The sequence below is a fragment of the Pseudomonas sp. LB3P81 genome (assembly GCF_054897965.1).
Genome location: NZ_JBUBVG010000001.1, coordinates 941,241 through 961,686, shown reverse-complemented (window position 1 = coordinate 961,686; position 20,446 = coordinate 941,241). Strand labels below are relative to the sequence as shown.

Sequence of the window (20,446 nt, the reverse complement as noted above, 5' to 3'; positions counted from 1 at the left end):
TACTACCGCGAATTTTCGCGGTAGTGGTCGTTCTCCATTTTTATTACCTCTAATCCATCGAGTTTGCCAAGTGAACCTTCTGAATCAGTCCAAATTCTCGACCAAGCTTTTGACATCGTTCGTCATCTGCGCCCTGATCACCCTCGCCGTAGGTGGGTTGGGAATGGTGGGAATCAACCGTTTGGCGACTGCGTTGTCTTTGACCTTTTCCAATAGCCTGGTCTCAGTGGGCAACATCAATGAGACCATGACCAGCCTGGTCGCGCACAACCGCGGGCTTTACCGGTTGCTTGACGCTCACGCCGGCGACGTGTCCGAAGCGGACAAGACGCGTGTGCGCCAGAACCTGGCGAAGGATCTGGCTCGGGCGGAAGACGCCTTCGCGACCTACCGTGCCACACCTCTGGCGGTTGATGAACGGGCAGCGGGGGACAAGTACAAAGAACTGTGGCCCGGTTATGTGGCAGGTGCCGGGAAGGTCCTTGAGTCGGTGGACGCCGGCGATCTTGATCAGGCACGCAATCGCTTGAACGCGTTGTCGGTTGACGTGTTTATTCAAGCCCGCGATTACCTGCGGGTGATGATCGATTCGAACAAGCGGCAGATCAAAGAAGGTGCCGAGGAGGCGCAGGAACTCGGAGCCCGCTCCACGCTGATCCTGTTGCTCGGAGTCGTGATCGCCTTTCTGGTGGCTGTCGCCCTGGGCATTCTGATTACGCGCATGATCACTCGCCCGATGGCGCTGGCGGTCGCTAGTGCCCGGCGCATTGCTGGTGGCGATCTGACCCAGAGCATTTCCACTACCCGCGGCGATGAAGCGGGGCAGTTGCTCAACGCCTTGGCGGACATGCAGGGCGGCTTGAAACGCACCCTTCAGCAGATTGCCGATGCCTCGAATCAGTTGGCCTCGGCGGCCGAAGAGCTGAGCGCTGTGACCGATGAAAGTACCCGCGGCCTGACGCGGCAGAACAGCGAAATCCAGCAAGCGGCCACCGCTGTCAACGAAATGACTGCGGCAGTCGAGGATGTGGCGCGCAACGCCATGTCGACGTCCGAGGCCTCTAAAGCAGCAACCGAAGACGCGGCTCATGGCCGCAGTCAGGTCGACCACACGCTCATGGGCATCAGCACCATGGTGGAAGAGATCACCGAGTCAACCGAGACGGTGACCCAACTGGCCGGGCAAATTAGCGAAGTCAGCAAGGTACTGGACGTGATCCGCAGCATCGCCGAACAGACCAACCTGCTAGCGCTCAACGCTGCCATTGAAGCCGCCCGTGCTGGCGAACAGGGGCGCGGGTTTGCAGTGGTGGCCGATGAAGTGCGCGCGCTCGCCCATCGCACTCAAGCCTCGACCGTAGAAATCGAAGGGATGATCAATACCGTGCAGTCGGGCGCTAACGGGGCCGTCGCCGCCATGGGCAAGAGCCTGTCGCTGGCCTCCAGCACTCAGGAACTGGCCCAGAGCGCCGGGGCGGCGCTGGAAAAGATTACAGAAAGTGTCGTCACCATCAACGAGCGCAATCTGGTGATCGCTTCGGCATCCGAAGAACAGGCCCAGGTCGCCCGTGAGGTGGACCGTAATCTGTTGAACATTCAGGACCTCTCGACCCAGACCGCTGCGGGTGCCAACCAGACCAGCGCTTCCAGCCAGGAACTGTCGCGGCTAGCTGTCTCCTTCAATACCCTGGTGACTCAGTTCAAGCTTTAAGGTCCTGAGGACAGGCTCCAGGAGTAGCAGGCCAGGCATTGATGACCGACTGCAGGAATTGCTCGGACAACTCAGGGTTGTCCAGCGCCCTGGCAATCAGCATCGCACCCGCTATCGACGACAGTATGCGCAGCGATTCCTGGTACTTCTCGTCATGGTTTTCCCCCTCGACCAGTGCCATCAGTGTGCCGATCAAACGCTCTACGCCTTGGGTGAAGGAACTGCTGACGGCACCGCCCGTGCGGGCGACGTCCGCGGCCAATGCCGGAATGGGGCAGCCATCCGTCCAGTTGTTCAGATGCCCTTGCGTCAGATAACCCTCAATGAGTTCGGGTATGGATTTGGCGTCTTGCCAGTCCTGGATGTTGGACTCGAACGTCCGGGTGACGGCCTCTGACGCCAGCTGTTCCTTGCCGCCCGGAAACTGTCCGTAAAAGCCGCCATGGGTCAGGCCCACGGAACGCGACAGTTCACCAATGCCGATGCCGTCGATTCCTTTTTCCCGGTACAGCCGGGATGCGGCCGTGAGGATCGCCTCTTTGTTCGCGGCGGCCTGGTCTTTCGTGACTTTCATGAGACTGCTCCTGTAGCCCGTTTGGCTTCGCTTGCGCAAAGCTTCGCTGAGAGGCTGGTATTGATGATGCGCGTCATATAAAGTTACTGCAATGGCTTTGTCGGCATCGACGCCAGTCTGGCGATCCCGAGCCTGTGGCTCAAGTCAAAAATCCCTACGTGGACCTGACCCATGAAACGTAACGATCTGCGCAGTATTGATCTGAATTTGCTGGTGGTATTCGAAGCGCTCATCCAGGAGCGCAACCTCACTCGCGCTGCTGAGCAATTATCGCTGGGTCAGCCAGCCGTCAGCGCGGCGCTGGTGCGTTTGCGAAGGCTGTTCAACGATCCTTTGTTCGAGCGCATCGGCCGCCGGATGGTGCCCACCGCACGGGCATTGAGTGCGGCACAGACGCTGGGGCCGGCGCTGGATTCCGTTTGTACTGCGATCACCAATACCAAGGTTTAACCGGGTCGGTCCCTTTTTTTGCCCTTATACATGACGGCTATCATTATTGGTGATAGCCAACTTCACTCCGTTCGATTCGTCGTGACCTCGCGCGAGGCCGAGAATCCGGAAACTCCTAAATCGTCTGGCGGACACTCCCCATGGAACAGTCACTCAAACCTTTGCGTTATCCCTTGGCTGCGTTGGCGCTGGTGGTGCTTGTCGCGTGTGAACGCACACCCAGCGCCGTTCAGGCTCCGGGGGCGCCGCACGTCACCGTCGCCAAAGTGCTTGAGCAGCCTATTACCGAATGGGATGAAGTCACCGCTCGCCTGGAAGCACCGGAAACCGTTGAGGTTCGTCCACGGGTTTCGGGCCAGATCGAACGTGTGGCGTTTACCGATGGCGTGCTGGTGAAGAAAGGCGACTTGCTGTTCCAGATTGATCCACGGCCGTTCGAACATGAAGTACATCGCATCGAGGCGCAGCTGCAACAGGCACGCGCCGCCCTGGTCCGCACCGGGAACGAAGCGCAGCGTGGCCAGCGGTTGTTGAGCAGCAACGCGATCTCCGCCGAGTTGGCCGATACCCGCACCACCACCGCGCAGGAAGCCAGGGCCGGTGTCGATGCCATTCAGGCGCAGCTGGATCTCGCGCGTTTGAACCTCAGCTTCACCCGCGTCACCGCGCCGATCACCGGCCGGGTCAGCCGTGCGGAAATCACCGCCGGCAACATCGTGACCGCCGACACCACCCCACTGACCAGCGTGGTCTCCACCGAGAAGGTCTACGCCTATTTCGATGCGGACGAACGCCTGTTCCTCAAGTACAGCCAGCTTTCCCGCCAGGGCCAGCGCGGTCAAGCCACGCCGGTGTATATGGGCCTGTCGAACGAGGAGGGCAACAGCCACCTCGGGCAGATGAACTTTGTCGACAACCAGGTCAATCCGAAAACCGGCACCATCCGTGGTCGCGCGGTGTTCGACAACGCGGACGGTCAGTACACCCCCGGCCTGTATGCCCGGTTGAAACTGGTGGGCAGCGCCGCCTATCTCGGCCTGCTGATCAAAGATGAAGCGGTGGGCACCGATCTCGGCAAGAAATTCGTGCTGGTGGTCGATCAGGACAACAAGGCCGTTTATCGCAGCGTCGATCTGGGGCCGAAGCTTGAAGGCTTGCGCATCGTGCGCAGCGGCTTGCAGAAAGAAGATCGCATCGTCATCAACGGCCTGCAGCGCGTTCGGCCCGGCGCGGTGATCGATCCTCAGGACGCGCCGATGGCCAGCCCGGAAACGGTCGCCACACTGGCCCGCCAGCGTCAGGCGATCGATGCCTCCAATCAACCAGATTCCGCTAAGTCACCCGCTCTGGTGAAAGCGGAATCTGCCGCTGCACCTCGCGGATAAGGAGCCTCGACATGAAGTTCTCCCAGTTCTTTATCACGCGACCGATCTTCGCAGCGGTGCTGTCGCTGCTGATCCTGATCGCCGGCGCCATCTCGCTGTTCCAGTTGCCGATCAGCGAATACCCCGAAGTGGTTCCACCGACCGTCGTCGTCCACGCCAACTACCCGGGTGCCAACCCGAAAGTCATCGGCGAAACCGTGGCGGCCCCTTTGGAGCAAGCCATCACCGGCGTCGAGAACATGCTGTACATGTCCTCGCAATCCACGGCTGACGGCCGGCTCACCCTCACCGTGACGTTCGCCTTGGGCACCGATCTGGACAACGCCCAGGTTCAAGTCCAGAACCGCGTGACCCGCACCGAACCCAAGCTGCCCGAAGAAGTGACGCGCATTGGTATCACCGTCGATAAAGCTTCGCCCGAGCTGACGATGGTTGTGCACTTGACCTCGCCGGACAAGCGCTACGACATGCTGTACCTGTCCAACTACGCGATCCTCAACGTCAAGGATGAGCTGACTCGCCTGAACGGAATCGGTGACGTAAAGATGTTCGGTATCGGTGACTACTCGCTGCGTATCTGGCTCGATCCGAACAAGACCGCTTCACGCAACCTGACCGCGACAGACGTCGTCAACGCGGTGCGTGAACAGAATCGTCAAGTCGCGGCCGGGCAACTGGGTTCGCCCCCTGCACCCAATGCCACAAGCTTTCAGATGTCGATCAACTCCCAGGGGCGGTTGGTCAGCGAAGAAGAGTTTGAAAACGTGATCGTCCGCAGTGGCCCGGACGGCGAGATCACTCGCCTCAAAGACATTGCCCGGATTGAACTCGGTTCCAACCAATACGCTTTGCGCGCCTTGCTCAACAACCAGGAAGCGGTGGCGATGCCGATCTTCCAGCGCCCCGGTTCCAATGCGATCGACGTCTCCGACCAGGTACGGGAGACGATGGCCAGGCTCAAGAACAACTTCCCGGAAGGCATGGACTACGAGATCGTCTACGACCCGACCATCTTCGTCCGCAGTTCGATTGAAGCGGTGGTGCACACGCTGTTCGAAGCACTGATCCTGGTGGTGCTGGTGGTGATCCTGTTCCTGCAAACCTGGCGCGCCTCGATCATTCCGTTGGTGGCGGTGCCGGTGTCGCTGATCGGTACGTTTGCCGTAATGCACCTGTTCGGCTTCTCGCTGAATGCCTTGTCGCTGTTCGGCCTGGTGCTGGCCATCGGCATCGTGGTCGACGATGCGATTGTGGTGGTGGAGAACGTCGAGCGAAACATCGAGTTGGGCCTCAATCCAATGGAGGCCACCAAAAAAGCCATGGGCGAGGTGACCGGTCCGATCATCGCCACGGCGCTGGTGCTGTGCGCGGTGTTCGTGCCAGCGGCATTCATCTCTGGCCTGACAGGACAGTTCTATAAACAGTTTGCGTTGACCATCGCCATCTCGACGGTGATCTCGGCGTTCAACTCCCTGACCTTGTCACCGGCGTTGGCGGCGGTGTTGCTCAAGGCCCATGGCGCGCCGAAAGACCGTTTCTCCAAAGTGCTGGATCGCCTGCTGGGCGGTTGGCTGTTCAAGCCGTTCAACCGTGTCTTCGAAAAGGCCAGCCATGGCTATGTGGTTGCGGTGGGCAAAATCATTCGCGGCAGCAGTGTGGCCTTGCTGATTTACGCTGGCCTGATCGCCATGACCTACATGGGTTTCAGCACCACGCCGACCGGCTTCGTGCCGACCCAGGACAAAAAGTACCTGGTGACCTTCGCGCAACTGCCGGATGCCGCGAGTCTGGATCGCACGGAATCGGTGATTCGCCGCATGAGCACCATCGCCATGAACGAGCCGGGTTTCGACAGCGCCGTCGCATTCCCTGGACTGTCGATCAACGGCTTCACCAACAGCCCGAACGCCGGTATTGCGTTCATCGGCTTGAGTTCTTTCGATGAGCGTAAAGATCCAAGCCTGTCAGCCCGGGCGATTTCCGCCTCGCTCAACGCCAAGTTCGGTGGCATTCAGGACGCCTACATCGCCGTATTCCCGCCACCGCCGGTGCAAGGCCTGGGCACCATCGGCGGCTTCCGTCTGCAGATCGAAGACCGCGGAAACCTGGGCTATGACGAGCTGTACAAAGAGACCATGAACATCATCGCCAAGAGCCGTAGCGTTCCGGAACTGGCCAACCTGTTCACCAGTTACACCGTCAACGTTCCGCAGGTCGAAGCCGCCATTGACCGGGAAAAAGCCAAGACTCACGGCGTGAAGATCAATGACATTTTCGACACTTTGCAGGTGTACCTGGGCTCGCTGTACGCCAACGACTTCAACCGTTTTGGCCGCACCTATCAGGTCAACGTGCAGGCCGAGCAACAGTTCCGCCAAGAGCCTGAACAGATCGGCCAGTTGAAGGTGCGCAATGATCGCGGCGAGATGATTCCGCTGTCCACGTTCGTCAAGGTCAGCCCGACGTCAGGCCCAGACCGGGTCTCCCACTACAACGGTTTTCTCACCGCAGAAATCAACGGCAGTGCAGCCCCCGGCTACAGCTCCGGCCAGGCACAGGCCGCCATTGAAAAACTGCTGAAGGCAGAATTGCCCAACGGCATGACCTACGAATGGACCGACCTGACCTACCAGCAGATTCTGTCCGGCAACACGGCCCTGCTGGTGTTCCCACTCTGCGTGCTGTTGGCATTCCTGGTGCTGGCTGCGCTGTATGAAAGCTGGAGCCTGCCATTGGCGGTGATTCTGATCGTGCCAATGACCCTGCTGTCGGCGATTGCCGGGGTGATCATTTCCAAGGGTGACAACAACATCTTCACCCAGATTGGCCTGATCGTTCTGGTCGGCCTGGCCTGCAAGAACGCGATCCTGATCGTCGAGTTCGCCAAGGACAAACAGGACCAGGGCCTGTCGCCGCTGGATGCAGTACTGGAAGCCTGCCGCATGCGCCTACGGCCGATTCTGATGACGTCCTTCGCCTTCATCATGGGTGTGATCCCCTTGGTGACATCCACTGGCGCCGGCTCGGAAATGCGCCGTGCGATGGGTGTCGCGGTGTTCTCCGGGATGCTCGGTGTGACCTTCTTCGGGCTGCTGCTGACGCCGGTGTTCTTCGTTCTGATTCGTCGCTACATCGAGCGCAAAAACGCGCGCAAGGTCAACAAGGCTCATCAGGCAAACGCACTCAATCAGGAGGCACATCAATGAACACCTTGAAGCTTTTTTTACCCAGCCTTCTGGTCGCCGCGCTCGCTGCCTGCACAGTGGGCCCCGACTACAAAACGCCCGACACCGCGCCTGCCCACATCGTGTCGGCGCAAACCGGTCACTACGATCAATCACGTTTTGAAACGGTGTGGTGGCAGCAGTTCGACGACCCCACGCTGAACCAATTGGTGAGCAAATCCCTGGAAGGCAACCGCAACTTGCGCGTCGCGTTTGCTCGATGGAAAGCAGCCCGGGCGATTCGTGACAACATCAGCAACGACAATTTGCCGGTCGTCACCAGCCGCGTCAGCAGTCAACAGGGCAAGTCGCAAGTGCCCGGTCAGACCGACAGCCGAGTCAATATCGAGCGTTACGATCTGGGCCTGGACATGGCGTGGGAAGTCGATCTGTTCGGCCGGATCCAGCGCCAACTGGAATCCAGCAACGCCCAGGAAGACGCAGCGGCGGCAGACTTGTATGAGCTTCGCGTGACGATGATTGCCGAGCTGGTGGATGCCTACGGCCAATTGCGGGGCGCGCAGCTACGGGAAAAAATCGCCCTGGCGAACCTGAAGAATCAGCAGGACTCGCGCACCGTGACCGTCAGCCTGCGCGACGCGGGCGTGGGCAATGAACTCGATGTGGTGCGTGCCGACGCACGTTTGGCGGCTGTCGAGGCGACTGTTCCACAACTGCAAGCGGAGCAGGTGCGGCAGAAAAACCGCATCGCCACACTCTTGGGTGAGCGCCCGGACACATTGAGCGTGTCGCTGAGCCCCGCCGAGTTGCCGGCCATCGCCAAAGCGCTGCCGATCGGTGATCCCGCCGAGTTGTTGCGCCGGCGTCCCGATGTGCTCGCCGCCGAGCGCAGGCTGGCTTCCGCTACGGCAGATATCGGCGTGGCCACCGCCGACCTGTTCCCGAGGGTGAGCTTGAGCGGATTCCTCGGTTTCACCGCAGGCCGTGGTTCGCAGATAGGCGCCAGTGCTGCCCGAGCCTGGGGGCTGGGACCGAGCATTACCTGGGCGGCATTTGACCTGGGCAGCGTACGGGCGCGCATTCGTGGTGCCGACGCCAATGCCGAAGGCGCCTTGGCCACCTATGAGCAGCAAGTACTGCTGGCACTGGAAGAGTCGGAAAACGCCTTTAGCGACTACGGCAAACGCCAGCAGCGGTTGCTGTCGTTAATCAAACAAAGTGAGTCGAGCCGAGCCGCCGCAGACCTCGCGGCTATCCAGTACAAGGAAGGCACGGTGGATTATCTGGTGTTGCTCGACGCACAGCGTGAGCGACTGAACGCCGAGGATGCTCAGGCACTGGGTGAAATTGACCAGTACCGGGGAATTGTCGCGATCTATAAAGCGCTTGGGGGAGGGTGGGACAGTGGTGGCAAAGAAGTTGTAGCAACGAACTGATGCTGGCGTGAAATCTATCGCCCTACGTTGACGGTGTGGATCGGCCTGTCGGATATTTCGGTTGTTTGGCTTGGTCGAAAGCGGCTTCGACGAGCGACGGCTTCTGGGCGATAGGTGTTAATTATGAAGGAGTGCTTTCGACCCAAAGCTGACGGTGGCGACAGGCAGAAATCAGCCAATTGCGGACGTTCGCGAGTGGCTGCTACGACCCACGGTAGCGGGCACACTAGTCACGCTTAAATAAGTTCTATCCCCTCAGAACAAGAGACATGTCTGAATATTTATCACACATGAAGTCGACGAATGCGCGAACCTTTGGGGCCGCAAGCCGCCTGGATTGTTGCCGCTGACCGAAAACTGACCCAGTAAAGGCTGTTCTGCCGACTGAAAACTGACCCAGGTGTTCAACTGCTTCTGCTCGCTTTCCGAGCAGGAGAACACAGGGTGATCAGCATGGAAATGTTGGGGAAAATTCGGCGGATGTACTTTCGCGACAAGCTGTCGCTGCATCAGATAGCCAAGCGTACCGGGCTGTCGAGAAACACCATCCGAAAATGGGTCAGAGCGCCCGAAGCAACTCAGCCGGCGTACCAGCGGTGCGCAGCCTTCAACAAACTCAGTCCATTTCACCAGACGCTGGAGCAGGCGCTCAAGGCCGATTCGTTTCGGGCAAAGCACAACCGCAGGAGCGCCAAAGCGCTCCTTGAGCTGATCAAGGCCGAGGGTTACGACGGCGGCTACAGCCAGCTCACCGCCTTCATTCGCTCGTGGCGCGGTGAGCAAGGCAAATCCTTACGTGCCTTTGTACCGTTGACGTTCGCACTCGGTGAGGCTTTTCAATTCGACTGGAGCGAAGAAGGTCTGCTGATTGGCGGCCTGTTCCGACGCATCCAGGTCTCCCACATGAAGCTGTGCGCCAGTCGCGCATTTTGGTTGGTTGCGTATCCCAGCCAAGGCCACGAGATGTTGTTCGATGCCCATACCCGCTCGTTTGGCGCGTTAGGTGGGGTGCCGCGTCGCGGCATCTACGACAACATGAAGACCGCTGTCGACAAGGTCAACAAGGGCAAGGGCCGCACGGTCAATGCCCGGTTTGCCGTGATGTGCGCGCACTACCTGTTCGACCCGGACTTCTGCAACGTGGCCTCCGGCTGGGAAAAAGGTATCGTTGAAAAGAACGTCCAAGACAGCCGACGGCGCATCTGGCTCGATGCTCAAAACTGCATGTTCCACACCTTCGAGGAACTGAATGCTTGGCTCGGCCAACGCTGCCGTGCGCTCTGGGACGAGCTGGTGCACCCGCAGTACAACGGGCTGACAGTGGCGGACGTCCTGGAGCTGGAACGCGCTGAATTGATGCCGATGCCGACCGCCTTTGATGGTTACGTCGAGCGCACCGTGCGGGTCTCCAGCACCTGCCTGATCAGCGTGGCGCGAAATCGCTACTCGGTGCCGTGTGAGCGGGTCGGCCAGTGGGTCAGCAGCCGTCTGTATCCTTCGCGGATTGTAGTCATCGCCGATGAAACGACGATTGCCAGTCACAAGCGCCTCTTTGATCGAGACCAGGTCAGCTTCGACTGGCAGCACTACATCCCGCTCATCGAACGCAAGCCCGGAGCGCTGCGCAATGGCGCTCCGTTTGCTGATCTGCCGAAGCCGTTGCAACTGCTAAAACGCGGTCTGAGGCGTCACACCAACGGTGATCGAATCATGACGCAGGTACTGGCGGCTGTTCCCATCGCCGGGCTCGATGCCGTGTTGGTGGCTGTGGAGTTGGTACTTGAATCAGGCAGCTTGAGCGCTGACCACATCCTGAATGTCCTGGCTCGACTGACATCGACAGCAGCCCCTCCGTCCGCCGAAACCAGCCTTCAACTCAAGATAGCGCCTGTCGCCAATACGGCACGCTACGACCGGCTCCGTACCACCGATGAGGAGACTCGCAATGCGTGATCTTATGGCGGAACTCAAAGAACTGCGTCTGCATGGCATGGCCAGCGCCTGGGAAGAACTGGCTTCCCAAGGAGAGGCCTCAACGACCTCGTCGAAATGGCTGCTCGAACATCTGCTTCAACAAGAACATGCAGATCGTGCCGTACGGTCTGTGAATCATCAGATGCACATGGCCAAACTCCCCATGCATCGTGATTTGGCCGGCTTCGACTTCAGCGCTTCCAGCGCTGACGCCCGCCTGGTCAGGGATCTGTCCAACCTGGAGTTCACCGATACCGCGCAAAATGTCGTGTTCATCGGCGGGCCTGGAACAGGCAAAACACACCTCGCCACCGCCTTGGCCGTGTCCGGGATCACGACGCATCACAAACGCGTGCGCTTCTACTCCACGGTGGATCTGGTCAATTTACTGGAGCGCGAAAAGTACGACGGCAAGGCAGGCCGAATCGCTCAAGGGCTGCTTCGCACAGACCTGGTGATACTCGATGAACTGGGGTATTTGCCCTTCAGCCAGAGCGGTGGTGCCCTGTTATTTCACTTGCTGTCCAAGCTGTACGAGCACACCAGCGTGGTCATCACGACCAACCTCAGCTTCTCGGAATGGTCGAGCGTGTTTGGCGACGCCAAGATGACCACGGCGTTGCTAGATCGGCTGACACACCACTGCCACATCGTCGAAACGGGCAACGAGTCCTACCGCCTGCAACACAGCAGCTTGGTCGCCCAGACGAAGATCAAATCACGTGAACGAAAGCGCAAGGACGATGATGGTGCCGAGGACGATGAGCCGTTTTGATCTGCACCAAGATACCCTGCCGCATGCCTGCATGCGGTGGGGCTTGATGCCTCGTCCACTGGGACACGACTGCTAAGCTTATCCACAATTGCTGATGCAAAAATCAGCAATCCGCCCTGGGTCAAATTTCAATCGGCAGGGTGGGTCAGTTTTCAATCAGCGCCGACATGAAATCCGAGTCCTGAACCCTCTGCCCAAAACACAGAATTCAATCTCAGGCGCGTACTTTTCTGCCGTGGAAACCGAAGCCGAGTTTTTCAACAGAATCGGCCGATTTCTGCCGGTCGTTGAACCAGCAACTCCTGGCAGATTTCTGCCTGCTTCAACCAACTGCTTAGGGGCGGCCGCAGTCGTTAGCAACCCTTCACGCATGTTTTTCGAGTGGATATAGGGGGCGCGGAGGTTTTGCACAAACGACTCCGCAACACATTGCCAGGAGCAAAGTAGGCGACGGATGCTTCAAGGTCTTTGATGCGCTGGGCAAGAAATTTTTGGTCGTCCATGTGCCTCCCGCGGCATCTAACGCCTGAATTAAGTCGAGCCGCAAAGCGGCTTCGGCTTGAATTGTTAGGCGGCGTCTTTGGAACCGCTATTGCCTGTTTGACGAGCATAGCTGACCGTGAGGATTTCCCACACGTGACCATCAGGCTCGTTCCAGTAGACTGCGGCCTCCTGGGCGGTTGGGTGGTGGTTCAAGACCCTTAATAGGCACACAACAGACACTAAAATCGCTGTTTCACCCGATAAACACGCTGTAAGCCGCGTATCTATGCACCAAAGCAAGGGATTAGGAATCCCCTGTTTTAGCCTTTCAGCACCGATGGCCCGGTGAGAGATCCGTTGGTGGTCTTTCCAAGGTCTGAAACGCTTTTCCTGCACCAGCGCCGTAGCTTCGATCCTGCTGCGCTGCCGCACGCCAGGGCGTTCGGCCTTCCACACGGGAATCCGGAGAGTTTTCCAATTGTGTCCCAGTTGTCCCAGATTTCACTAAAGTAAACTTTGTTTTTGTACTAAACGAATTAGCAGCTCGGCATAACTTTCGCCGGGGAGTAATGCTGCCTTAACAGCTGCGATATCTTCAGGTGCCAACCATAGTAAAAGCGTTTGCCACCCCTCAGCCCTTCGGCGAGCGCGCAGCGACCGCATCTGCTTCGCCATCACCGTCTTCGGCTTCGGCGCGGCCAGTAGCCAGCCTTGATTAAGCAAACGTTCCACCTCTTCGGGCGAAGTGATGCAGCGGGCGAGGCTGCTGTGCACCATCATTTTGGGTTTCATCATGATAAAAACTCCACATTTCACAATGAGCGCCGTCGCCGGTATCCCACGGTATCCCAGCGAATACCTATTGTTATCTCTATATTTATATTTCCTTAAAAACTCAGCCTACAAAGAGGTTTTGCTAGGATACCGTGGGATACCGTTACAGCAGTTCAGCCCTGTTTTTGGCCCTCACAGCGTCTAGATCAACTATTTCAGCCGTTTCGGCGGCAGTAGAGGATTTTGCCGGTCCGCCCTTCACTGGAAGCTGGTGCCCCTCAAAAAACTTGTCCACATGGGGCTTGGTGGTTGCTGCGGGCGCTGCGCCGGCTAGACCGACACCTGTATAGACCCAATGCTGATTACCCTTCGGGCCTAGTCTTTTCCGCTCCAACTGTGGCAGTGCAGCCCGCAATGAAGCACCAAACGAGGCAGCGCTTGGTGCGTACTGCCATCCCTCCCGCTGGCAATGTATTTTATAAAAGCTATAAAGCCACTCGCACATGACTTGTGCTGCCGGATCAACCACGCACTCATCTTCGATAAAGGCGCTGATCGGTGAAGTCAGTTTTTCCAGTTCCTTGACCAGTTCCATTGCCGAAGCAGGCTGTTGGAAATAGCCACGCTTATTAAGCCGTTCCAGACCGTCGAGCGACCAATTCAGAATGGCGGGCAGTTCCAGTAACAGTCGATCCGCCAGCCCTGTATCTTCTACGCCGTAAAAGGTCTTCGTCAGGCGTAAAATGATAAAGCGTGAAGACAACGCACTGCTGTCATCCAGAATTTTTGGCAGTTCATTGCTGAACATCAACAAGCGTGTTTTTAATGCTCCCGTCCAATCCGACTTGTATTTACGCGGGATGGACAACGCATCTTCGCCTGATATGGAGAGCACACGATCCGCCAGATGTTTCTGGTCGATGTGGCCGCTGATGCGCACATCGGAGAAGATCGCCAGCCGTTTACCGATTAACGGTTCCAGCCCGAATTGAGTGGATAGACTCGCCAAGGTTGGCCCGACGCAATTGGCGTCACCGATCAGCCCGCGCAGCACCTTGGCAATCGTGCCTTTACCGGCGCGTTTAGGGCCAACAACGAGCAGGATCTTCTGCTGTGAGCAATCCGTGGTGAGGCAATAGCCGAAAAATTCCTGCAACGTCTCGATGGCCTCTACGTCATCACCGTACAATGATTTCAGGAAGGCCAACCACTGTTTCGGTTCTGCCTTCGGCGCGTAGACGTAAGGCAGTGCCATGGTGGTAAACAGCGCAGCGGTATGCGGAAACAGTTCACGGGTCGGCATGTGCAGGATACCGTCAGCCAATACCAGCAGGTCTTTCGGGTCGGCACCGGCGCAGATGTCAGGATGATCCGCACCGCCGATCCAGCTTGGATTGGATATGCTGCTATCCAGATGCGCAGCGTTTTCCAGTGCGCCTAGTACATCGCCGGCTCTTGCCCGGTTGACTCCGAATGACGCGGTTTTCTTCGTGTTGACGTAATGCCGCGCACTGCCCAGGTAGTCCCAGATCCTGGCCGTCATGTCGGCCTTTTCGCGCATCCGGTACGCACCGTCGCACCAGGCGTAGGCGTCGCCGTTCCAATAACGCAGCAGGCGCGTGCCGTCATCAGTCGTAAACCATTCTGCGATCAGCCTGTGAGCCGTGAGCCACGGCTCGGTGCGCGACAAAGTACGATTGGCCCGCGCCTTGGCGATCATGGGGCTTATGTAGTCATCGCCACGACCGTCCTGCGATACCTTGCCGTGCGGGAATGCGTGATGGATCACCGTAATCTCGGCATCGTTGAATCCGCGCTTCACCGCCAGTGAGGTCAGCGACATGTCGAGGCCGTTGCGGCTAGGATCTTCCAGCCCTTCGATGATGCCGCTCCAGCGCTTTTGCAGGGCCGCGTCACCCGCCAGCAGTTCGACGAAGCGCTCAGGTAGATCGTCAGAGCACGGTGCGTCGGCTGGCTTGCTGACCTGCTTTCCGGTAGTCAGCAGGCCCTGCCAGCAGGCCAGCAGTTTCGCGGGGATCGGCGGGATGGCGCCGATGTCGCCCTCAAGCTCATATGGCCGTCCGGTGTCCGGATGGACGCTGGGTGGCAGCACGTCCTGTACGGTCAAGTCCCCCTCCGTGCCACAGCGGAAGTCGATGATGTCTTTCTTGCCGACCTTCGCCTTCTTTTGTGGCAACGGCGCATTCAGCCGATACAACAACTTGCCCCGGCCTTCGCGGCCAGAGTTGATGCGTACTGCTTCCGGCGCGCTCAGCAGCGCATCCAGATCAACCCCTCGTGCTGCTAGCCATTGGCGCGCTTCGGCCATGTCATCGATGTCGATGGCGCAGGTCGGTGGATCACTATAGGCGTGCATCAGGCCGAGGTTGCTGCTGCCGTCGATGCGTGCAGCCGCTTGTTCGCAAGTGCGAATAACGTTTTCCGGCAGGTTCCATCCCCTATCCGTGGGGCCTTTTTTTCCGTGCGGGATCGACACCAGCGCCAACCCGGCAGCGATGTACGCGGTGATCATTGCGTCGCGCGTCATCACAGCAAACCAGTCTTGGCCGCTTTCGTGATAGCCGGCACGCCCTCGCTCGCCAACCGGTGTACCTCGGCGGCAGGAATGCGCCGGTCGGCGCCAAAAGGCACCCAGGCCAGGGCACCATTTTTCATCAGCGCGTAGACAGTGCTTCGCGACACGTCGAGCATTCGGGCCGCAGTGTTCGGGCTGAGGAGAAGGGGTTCGACGATAGGGCTGTTCATCAAGGTTTACCTGCAACTCGTGAATTTAAGTAAACCCTATTCCCTATCCGCAGCAGCAAGAGAGGACAAAAAATCGGGAGAATTTTCTAGGATTCAGGCTCGGGACCGGCTGCGTCGGTTTCCTCTTTTGTCCATTCACGCTCAGGCGTCGTTTGGTTGCGCAGCCGGCGCAACACCCGCGGGTCCGCTCCAGCCATCGCGCTGCGCTCCGATTGATGCACAGTGTCCAACAAGGTCAGAAGCGGCCGGCCTTTGTGCCTGCTGGTAGCATGCAGGAAGAGGGCGGCGATGGTCTGGATGTGTTCGGGGGCCGGCTGCCCAGGTAGCTGTACACCGTCGAAGTCACACCAGCCGTCCGGTCTGTAGAAAGACGCTAGCCACCTTGCGCGCTCGCGGGGCAGGCTCAGCTCAAACGTCAGGGACGGCCGCTTACGCCGCGCCGCCTTGTCTAGGATCGCGCTGATCTCACGGGCAAGTGCGATCTGTTTATTGCACCAGCCGGCCGGTACAAGTTGCTATGCCTGATCTGGCCGGTATTCCTCGCTCAGCCAGCGCGCCGCCTCTACCGCTTGCACCTGACTAATCTGGACTTGAACCGTTCCCTTGATTGGCATGGCTCATGCCCCCGCGTGCAACGCCACGACGTTGCTCGCTGTCTTACCAGTGGCGATCTCATCAAGCTTCGCAGCCCATGCGTTCAAAGCGGCGCGTTTCTCATCCAGGTACTCGTACATATCGTAATGTTCGCTTTGAATGCCTGAGAAGCCGTGGCTCAGCAGTCGGGCGCGAACATCGCGGGAAATGCCCATGCCGGCGAGCATGGTTTCGCAGGTCCGGCGAATGTCGCGGAGCTGGAAGGGCTCGCGCGCGGTTTTGGCTTCCACCATGACCGCGCTGATATCGGCGACAATCGCCGACAGCTTTTCCGGGCGCACAGCGACTTCGTTCAAGGCGAACAGGAACTCCTTGCTACCGTTGGCCGCCAGCATCCGCGTAACGATCCCGAAGGCTTTCTCGTTCAGCGGCACCACATGCACATAGGGCGTTTCCCGCTTGCCCTTGGGGTCGAGCAGGGTAATGGTGCGACCATCCGGGTCTACGTCAGCAGGACGCAGGCGGAGCAGCTGTGCGAGCCGTTGGCCGCCGAGAAACAGCGCCAGGGTGATGATGTTGCTGTACAGGCTCTGCTGCTGGTCCAGCGCCAGCATGAAGGCGCGAAGCTCGCTCTCATTGAGCGCCCGCTTCAACGCCCGGTTGTAGCGCTTGAACGCCTTGGCCGGTATGGCCGCGACCGGGTTGGCTTCCAGGGCGAAGCCGTGCAGGTCAGGGTGGACGGTTGGGTCATATTCCGCATCGAGCGCGAGCGTATAGGCAGCACGCAGGTAGCTTCTCAGCTTGCCAGCGGTGCGGCCCTTACCGCCGTCGATCAGTGTAGCCAGCACGGTGTTTACGTCCCTATGGCTGACGTGCTGCGCACGGGTGGCGGCCAAGTGTGGGAATGCAGTGATCACGTTTTTCTTGAACAGACTGCGCACTGCCTTGGCGCTGGTTTTGCCCAGCCGTTCCAAGTGCGCCACGTAGCCGTTGCACAGGGATTCGAGCGATCCACTTTTGGCCTGTCGTTCGGCGATGTCGCGTGCGGCGGCGGCAGCTTTGATAGCGGCCTGCCGGTCGGCTTCCTGATGCGCCAGATACGTATGCAAATCGTGGACGCCGGACTGGTAGATCTTTGATAGCTCACCTGCTTTGATCCTGGCTCCCTTCAAAGTGAGCCCCGCTTGCCCGGTGCTGTCGTAGACCCCCAAAAGCACCTGCGCCTGCTTGCCGTCCATGGAGTAGCGGTAGTAGAAGCGGCCACCCTTGCCGTTGGCGCGCAGGCGCAACCGGCCAACGCCACGCTCTTTTGTCGCATCGGTTAGCCACACGTCGTCGCCCGATGTTGCATCGCGGACGGCCTTTTCAATCGTCTTGTCGGTCCAGCTGCTCATGGCCTTTCCTCCCGACTCTGTGTCTATTGCGTATCTGTTAGGTGCCAAACACAGGCGGACAAAAGCGAACAGGTACAGACTAAGGATAGGTCAGGAGCATTGATTTACAAGGGGAATTACTAGAACTAAAAACACTAGCGAACATAGCCGGATAGAAAGTGTAGGGACTTAAAATCCCCCGCTCGTAAGGGCGTGCCGGTTCGATTCCGGCTTCGGGCACCATCTATTTCAAGGGCTTGCGTGAGAATCCTCATGCAGGCCCTTTGTGTTTCTGGTCCGCTATTTTTGACCGTCAATTTCCTGTTTTTCGCGCCGCTCGGTGCCGGAAGGGCTTCCGATGTCCACAAGCCTTCTTTCCATCAGGACGTTTTGCAGTGCCTCGCGAGCTGCCGGATCCAACTGATGCTGTCTCTCCTTGAGCTCCAGCAAGATTGGGCTGGACCAGGTGCGGTAGGTTTTCTCCGCCATACGAATCGGTGTCATTTACTCCTCCTTGATCGGGTCTCCACACTAAGGTTGGCGCGTTTCTGATGCGTTAGAAATCCTAGTTGAGGAAACGGTTTATCGCCAAAAAGGAGCGGCAAACGACGCTATTGAATTTATAGTCAATTGATATATTAATCGCCTTAGATCTATCTAATCTTGTGGCTCGATGTCCGAATGACATGATGGCCGCGCGGTGCGTTCACTTTCACTTTTCGCTTTCCCAGACACCCGTGACGGCAGTGCGTCGAACATAGTCGCTGAAGTCCCGCGCCGGGCGACCCAGTGCACGCTGCACGCCATCGGCCAGTGGTGTATTGCGGCCGTCGAGCACGGTAGTAAAGAGATAAAGGACCAGGTCGATCAATTCGGCGGGTAGCTGTGCCTGTTCCAGCGCCTGGCGATAGGTGTCCGGCGGTACTGCGACGAAAGCGATATCCCGTTCCGTCTCACGGGCAATTTCAGCGACTGCCTCGGCGAAGGTCAATGCTCGCGGCCCCGTCAGTTCATACAGTTGGCCTGCGTGTCCTGGCGTGGTCAGCGCTTCGATCGCGATCTCGGCGATGTCTTCCACGTCGACAAAGGGCTCGGCGATGTTGCCGACGGGGAGGGCGAGTTCTCCCTGCAGAATCGGTTCGAGAAAGTGGGCTTCGCTGAAATTCTGGAAAAACCAGCTGGCCCGCAGGATGGTCCAGTCGGCCCCGCTGTTCTGAACAATGCGTTCGGCTTGTTCCGCTTCAACTTCGCCACGCCCCGACAGCAGCACCAGTTTGCGGACGCCACTCTTGACCGCCTGATCGGTAAATGCCTGCACTGTCTCAACGGCACCGGGTATCGCGAGGTCCGGTTGGAACGAGATGTAGGCTGCGCGAACGCCATCGAGCGCGGCTGCCCACGTACTTCGATCCTCCCAGTCGAACGCTGGATTTGCCCCGCGAGAACCCAGCCGAACAGGCACTCCGTCCGCTTGCAGTCGCTGAGCGATTCGCCGCCCGGTTTTGCCCGTTGCACCGAGAATCAGGATGGTTTCGTGGTTGGTTTTCATCGCGTTCATCTCCATCGGTTTAATGTGAGTAACACTCATGTTTGAAAAAGATGATAGACCCTCATCTTTTATCGTCAACCGATGGAAGCGATGAAACCGACGTACGGGCAGTGCTAAGGTGAGCCTATGTCATGTTATTGATTGGGGAGCGGGCCATGCCCAAGAAAACCACCGAAGTCGTCGAACTGCCTGTCTCCGAGCCAGCCCGGCGCAATCCCACACAACAGCGGAGTCGCGAGCGTCAGGAGCGAATCCTGGCGGCGGCGACGCAATTGACTGCGAGCAAGGGCAGCGATCAGCTCAAAATGAGTGAAATCGCCGAATGCTGCGGGATTTCGATCGGTTCGCTTTATCAGTACTTTCCCGACAAAAGTTCGGTCATACAAACCCTGGCCGAGCGTTACAACGCCGAAAGCCGTCGCTGTATCGAAGCGGCACTGGCGGCGGTTGAAGATGCGCAAGGGCTGAACGCAGCCTTTTCAGAATTGCTCGACGAGTATTACGAGATCGTGCTGGCGACACCGGCGATGCGCGACATCTGGTCGGGCATGCAGGCAGACAAACAACTCATGGCGCTGGAGCTGCAGGAAAGCCGGATTGCTGGCGGGCTGTTGGCTGACGTGATGCTGCGAGTGTACCCAGGCAGTGACGCGGGGCAGGTTCAGGCTTCGGCATTTTTGATCTGGCACTTGGGTGAAGCGACCATGCGCCTGGCCATCTCATGTGAACCCGAAGAAGGGCGCGGACTGGTCGAGGCATTCAAGCGAATGTCTTTGCGTGAAATCACAGGGTTGGCGGCTGGGACGAATGACGTCGCAACCGCCGGACCTGTCCGTTAAACGAAAGGTTGGCCGGTAAAGCCACGAGGCAATCGTTGCAGCCCGTCCATCGCGGTCAGCCGCTCGACCCACGTTGCGCGCCAGTCATTGGCGGTGTGAATGACTTTGGCTTTGCGTGCGGCGCGGCGTGCAGCGTTACGCTGGTCTTTTCGCGCATCCTTGAACGCATCGGTGTTTCGGCAGCTTCTGCATTTCACCCGGGTCAGTTCAGTGGATGAGGTGAGCTTGCTTCCTTTGTGACCGCAGGCCAGATGCCCGCCAACTTTGAAGTGAGTAACCATCAGACGCCTCCTTCGTGACGTGTAATCGTTGGACCTCCCGCAAGTAGTGACGTTCGGCGACCGGGCGACGGGCAAAAAAATGGCCCGCATGCGGGCGAGCCAAGGGGTTCATCAAAAGGAGTGGGTTCACTGTACGGCGGGAGTTGTGAACGCGGTGTGAAATGGCCGGGCAAAAAAATCCCGGCGCCAGGCCGGGTGGGGGGTGCGCAGTAGATGATCAGGCAAGTACGCACGCGGTGACGAAAACGTCGCCGTTCATGCGTCCTGAATCAGACCGTGCTCGCGTGTCCGGGGTCC

Annotated in this window: 16 protein-coding genes and 1 pseudogene; 9 read left to right on the top strand and 8 right to left on the bottom strand. The window is 58.6% G+C overall.

Features of this window, described 5'->3' with window-relative positions:
• Window positions 1–70: 70 nt before the first annotated feature.
• A pseudogene (locus tag ACYZTL_RS04350) lies at window positions 71–853 on the top strand (MCP four helix bundle domain-containing protein); the annotation flags it as partial.
• A complete protein-coding gene (locus ACYZTL_RS04345) occupies window positions 848–1,711 on the top strand; it encodes a methyl-accepting chemotaxis protein (RefSeq protein ID WP_461954251.1) in 864 nt (287 codons plus the stop codon). The pseudogene ACYZTL_RS04350 and the gene ACYZTL_RS04345, both read left to right, overlap by 6 nt.
• On the opposite strand, the gene ACYZTL_RS04340 is transcribed toward ACYZTL_RS04345, so the two are convergent.
• Window positions 1,701–2,285, bottom strand: a complete 585-nt coding sequence (locus ACYZTL_RS04340; protein WP_461950735.1) for a TetR/AcrR family transcriptional regulator — start codon at window positions 2,283–2,285, stop codon at window positions 1,701–1,703. The genes ACYZTL_RS04345 and ACYZTL_RS04340 overlap by 11 nt on opposite strands.
• Window positions 2,286–2,456: 171 nt before the next feature.
• On the opposite strand from ACYZTL_RS04340, the gene ACYZTL_RS04335 reads away from it, so the two are divergent.
• From ACYZTL_RS04335 to istB, 6 genes are all read left to right on the top strand, one after another.
• A complete protein-coding gene (locus tag ACYZTL_RS04335; protein WP_221398666.1) occupies window positions 2,457–2,735 on the top strand; it encodes a LysR family transcriptional regulator in 279 nt (92 codons plus the stop codon).
• A gap of 140 nt (window positions 2,736–2,875) precedes the next feature.
• Window positions 2,876–4,120, top strand: coding sequence for a multidrug efflux RND transporter periplasmic adaptor subunit MexE (gene mexE / locus ACYZTL_RS04330; RefSeq protein ID WP_461950734.1), 1,245 nt, complete (start codon window positions 2,876–2,878; stop codon window positions 4,118–4,120).
• A gap of 11 nt (window positions 4,121–4,131) precedes the next feature.
• Window positions 4,132–7,326, top strand: a complete 3,195-nt coding sequence (locus ACYZTL_RS04325; RefSeq protein WP_461950733.1) for an efflux RND transporter permease subunit — start codon at window positions 4,132–4,134, stop codon at window positions 7,324–7,326.
• Window positions 7,323–8,741 carry an efflux transporter outer membrane subunit gene (locus tag ACYZTL_RS04320; RefSeq protein ID WP_461950732.1) on the top strand — a complete coding sequence of 473 codons (1,419 nt, stop codon included), beginning with the start codon at window positions 7,323–7,325 and terminating at the stop codon, window positions 8,739–8,741. The genes ACYZTL_RS04325 and ACYZTL_RS04320 overlap by 4 nt, the downstream gene beginning before the upstream one ends.
• 453 nt (window positions 8,742–9,194) lie before the next feature.
• Window positions 9,195–10,694 carry an IS21 family transposase gene (gene istA, locus ACYZTL_RS04315; protein ID WP_461950425.1) on the top strand — a complete coding sequence of 500 codons (1,500 nt, stop codon included), beginning with the start codon at window positions 9,195–9,197 and terminating at the stop codon, window positions 10,692–10,694.
• The gene (istB, locus tag ACYZTL_RS04310) at window positions 10,687–11,490 is read left to right on the top strand and encodes an IS21-like element helper ATPase IstB (protein ID WP_461950426.1); all 804 of its coding nucleotides are present in this window, start codon (window positions 10,687–10,689) and stop codon (window positions 11,488–11,490) included. Before istA ends, istB begins: the two co-directional genes overlap by 8 nt.
• 987 nt (window positions 11,491–12,477) lie before the next feature.
• Here istB and ACYZTL_RS04305 read toward each other — a convergent pair.
• From ACYZTL_RS04305 to ACYZTL_RS04280, 6 genes are all read right to left on the bottom strand, one after another.
• Complete coding sequence (locus ACYZTL_RS04305; RefSeq protein WP_461950731.1) at window positions 12,478–12,768, bottom strand: hypothetical protein; 291 nt, start codon at window positions 12,766–12,768, stop codon at window positions 12,478–12,480.
• A gap of 142 nt (window positions 12,769–12,910) precedes the next feature.
• Window positions 12,911–15,295 carry a phage/plasmid primase, P4 family gene (locus ACYZTL_RS04300; protein WP_461950730.1) on the bottom strand — a complete coding sequence of 795 codons (2,385 nt, stop codon included), beginning with the start codon at window positions 15,293–15,295 and terminating at the stop codon, window positions 12,911–12,913.
• Window positions 15,295–15,513 carry a helix-turn-helix domain-containing protein gene (locus ACYZTL_RS04295; RefSeq protein ID WP_461950729.1) on the bottom strand — a complete coding sequence of 73 codons (219 nt, stop codon included), beginning with the start codon at window positions 15,511–15,513 and terminating at the stop codon, window positions 15,295–15,297. Before ACYZTL_RS04295 ends, ACYZTL_RS04300 begins: the two co-directional genes overlap by 1 nt.
• Window positions 15,514–16,130: 617 nt before the next feature.
• Window positions 16,131–17,501 (bottom strand): tyrosine-type recombinase/integrase, encoded by a 1,371-nt coding sequence (locus tag ACYZTL_RS04290; RefSeq protein WP_461950728.1) that lies wholly within the window; start codon window positions 17,499–17,501, stop codon window positions 16,131–16,133.
• Window positions 17,502–17,780: 279 nt separating this feature from the next.
• Window positions 17,781–17,984, bottom strand: a complete 204-nt coding sequence (locus ACYZTL_RS04285; protein ID WP_461950727.1) for a hypothetical protein — start codon at window positions 17,982–17,984, stop codon at window positions 17,781–17,783.
• A gap of 208 nt (window positions 17,985–18,192) precedes the next feature.
• On the bottom strand, window positions 18,193–19,029 hold the full coding sequence (locus ACYZTL_RS04280) for an NAD(P)H-binding protein (protein ID WP_461950726.1): 837 nt from the start codon (window positions 19,027–19,029) through the stop codon (window positions 18,193–18,195).
• Window positions 19,030–19,184: 155 nt separating this feature from the next.
• Here ACYZTL_RS04280 and ACYZTL_RS04275 point away from each other — a divergent pair, with 155 nt between their 5' ends.
• Window positions 19,185–19,868 carry a TetR/AcrR family transcriptional regulator gene (locus tag ACYZTL_RS04275; protein WP_461950725.1) on the top strand — a complete coding sequence of 228 codons (684 nt, stop codon included), beginning with the start codon at window positions 19,185–19,187 and terminating at the stop codon, window positions 19,866–19,868.
• Here ACYZTL_RS04275 and ACYZTL_RS04270 read toward each other — a convergent pair.
• On the bottom strand, window positions 19,865–20,149 hold the full coding sequence (locus ACYZTL_RS04270) for a hypothetical protein (protein WP_461950724.1): 285 nt from the start codon (window positions 20,147–20,149) through the stop codon (window positions 19,865–19,867). The genes ACYZTL_RS04275 and ACYZTL_RS04270 overlap by 4 nt on opposite strands.
• Window positions 20,150–20,446 lie beyond the last annotated feature (297 nt).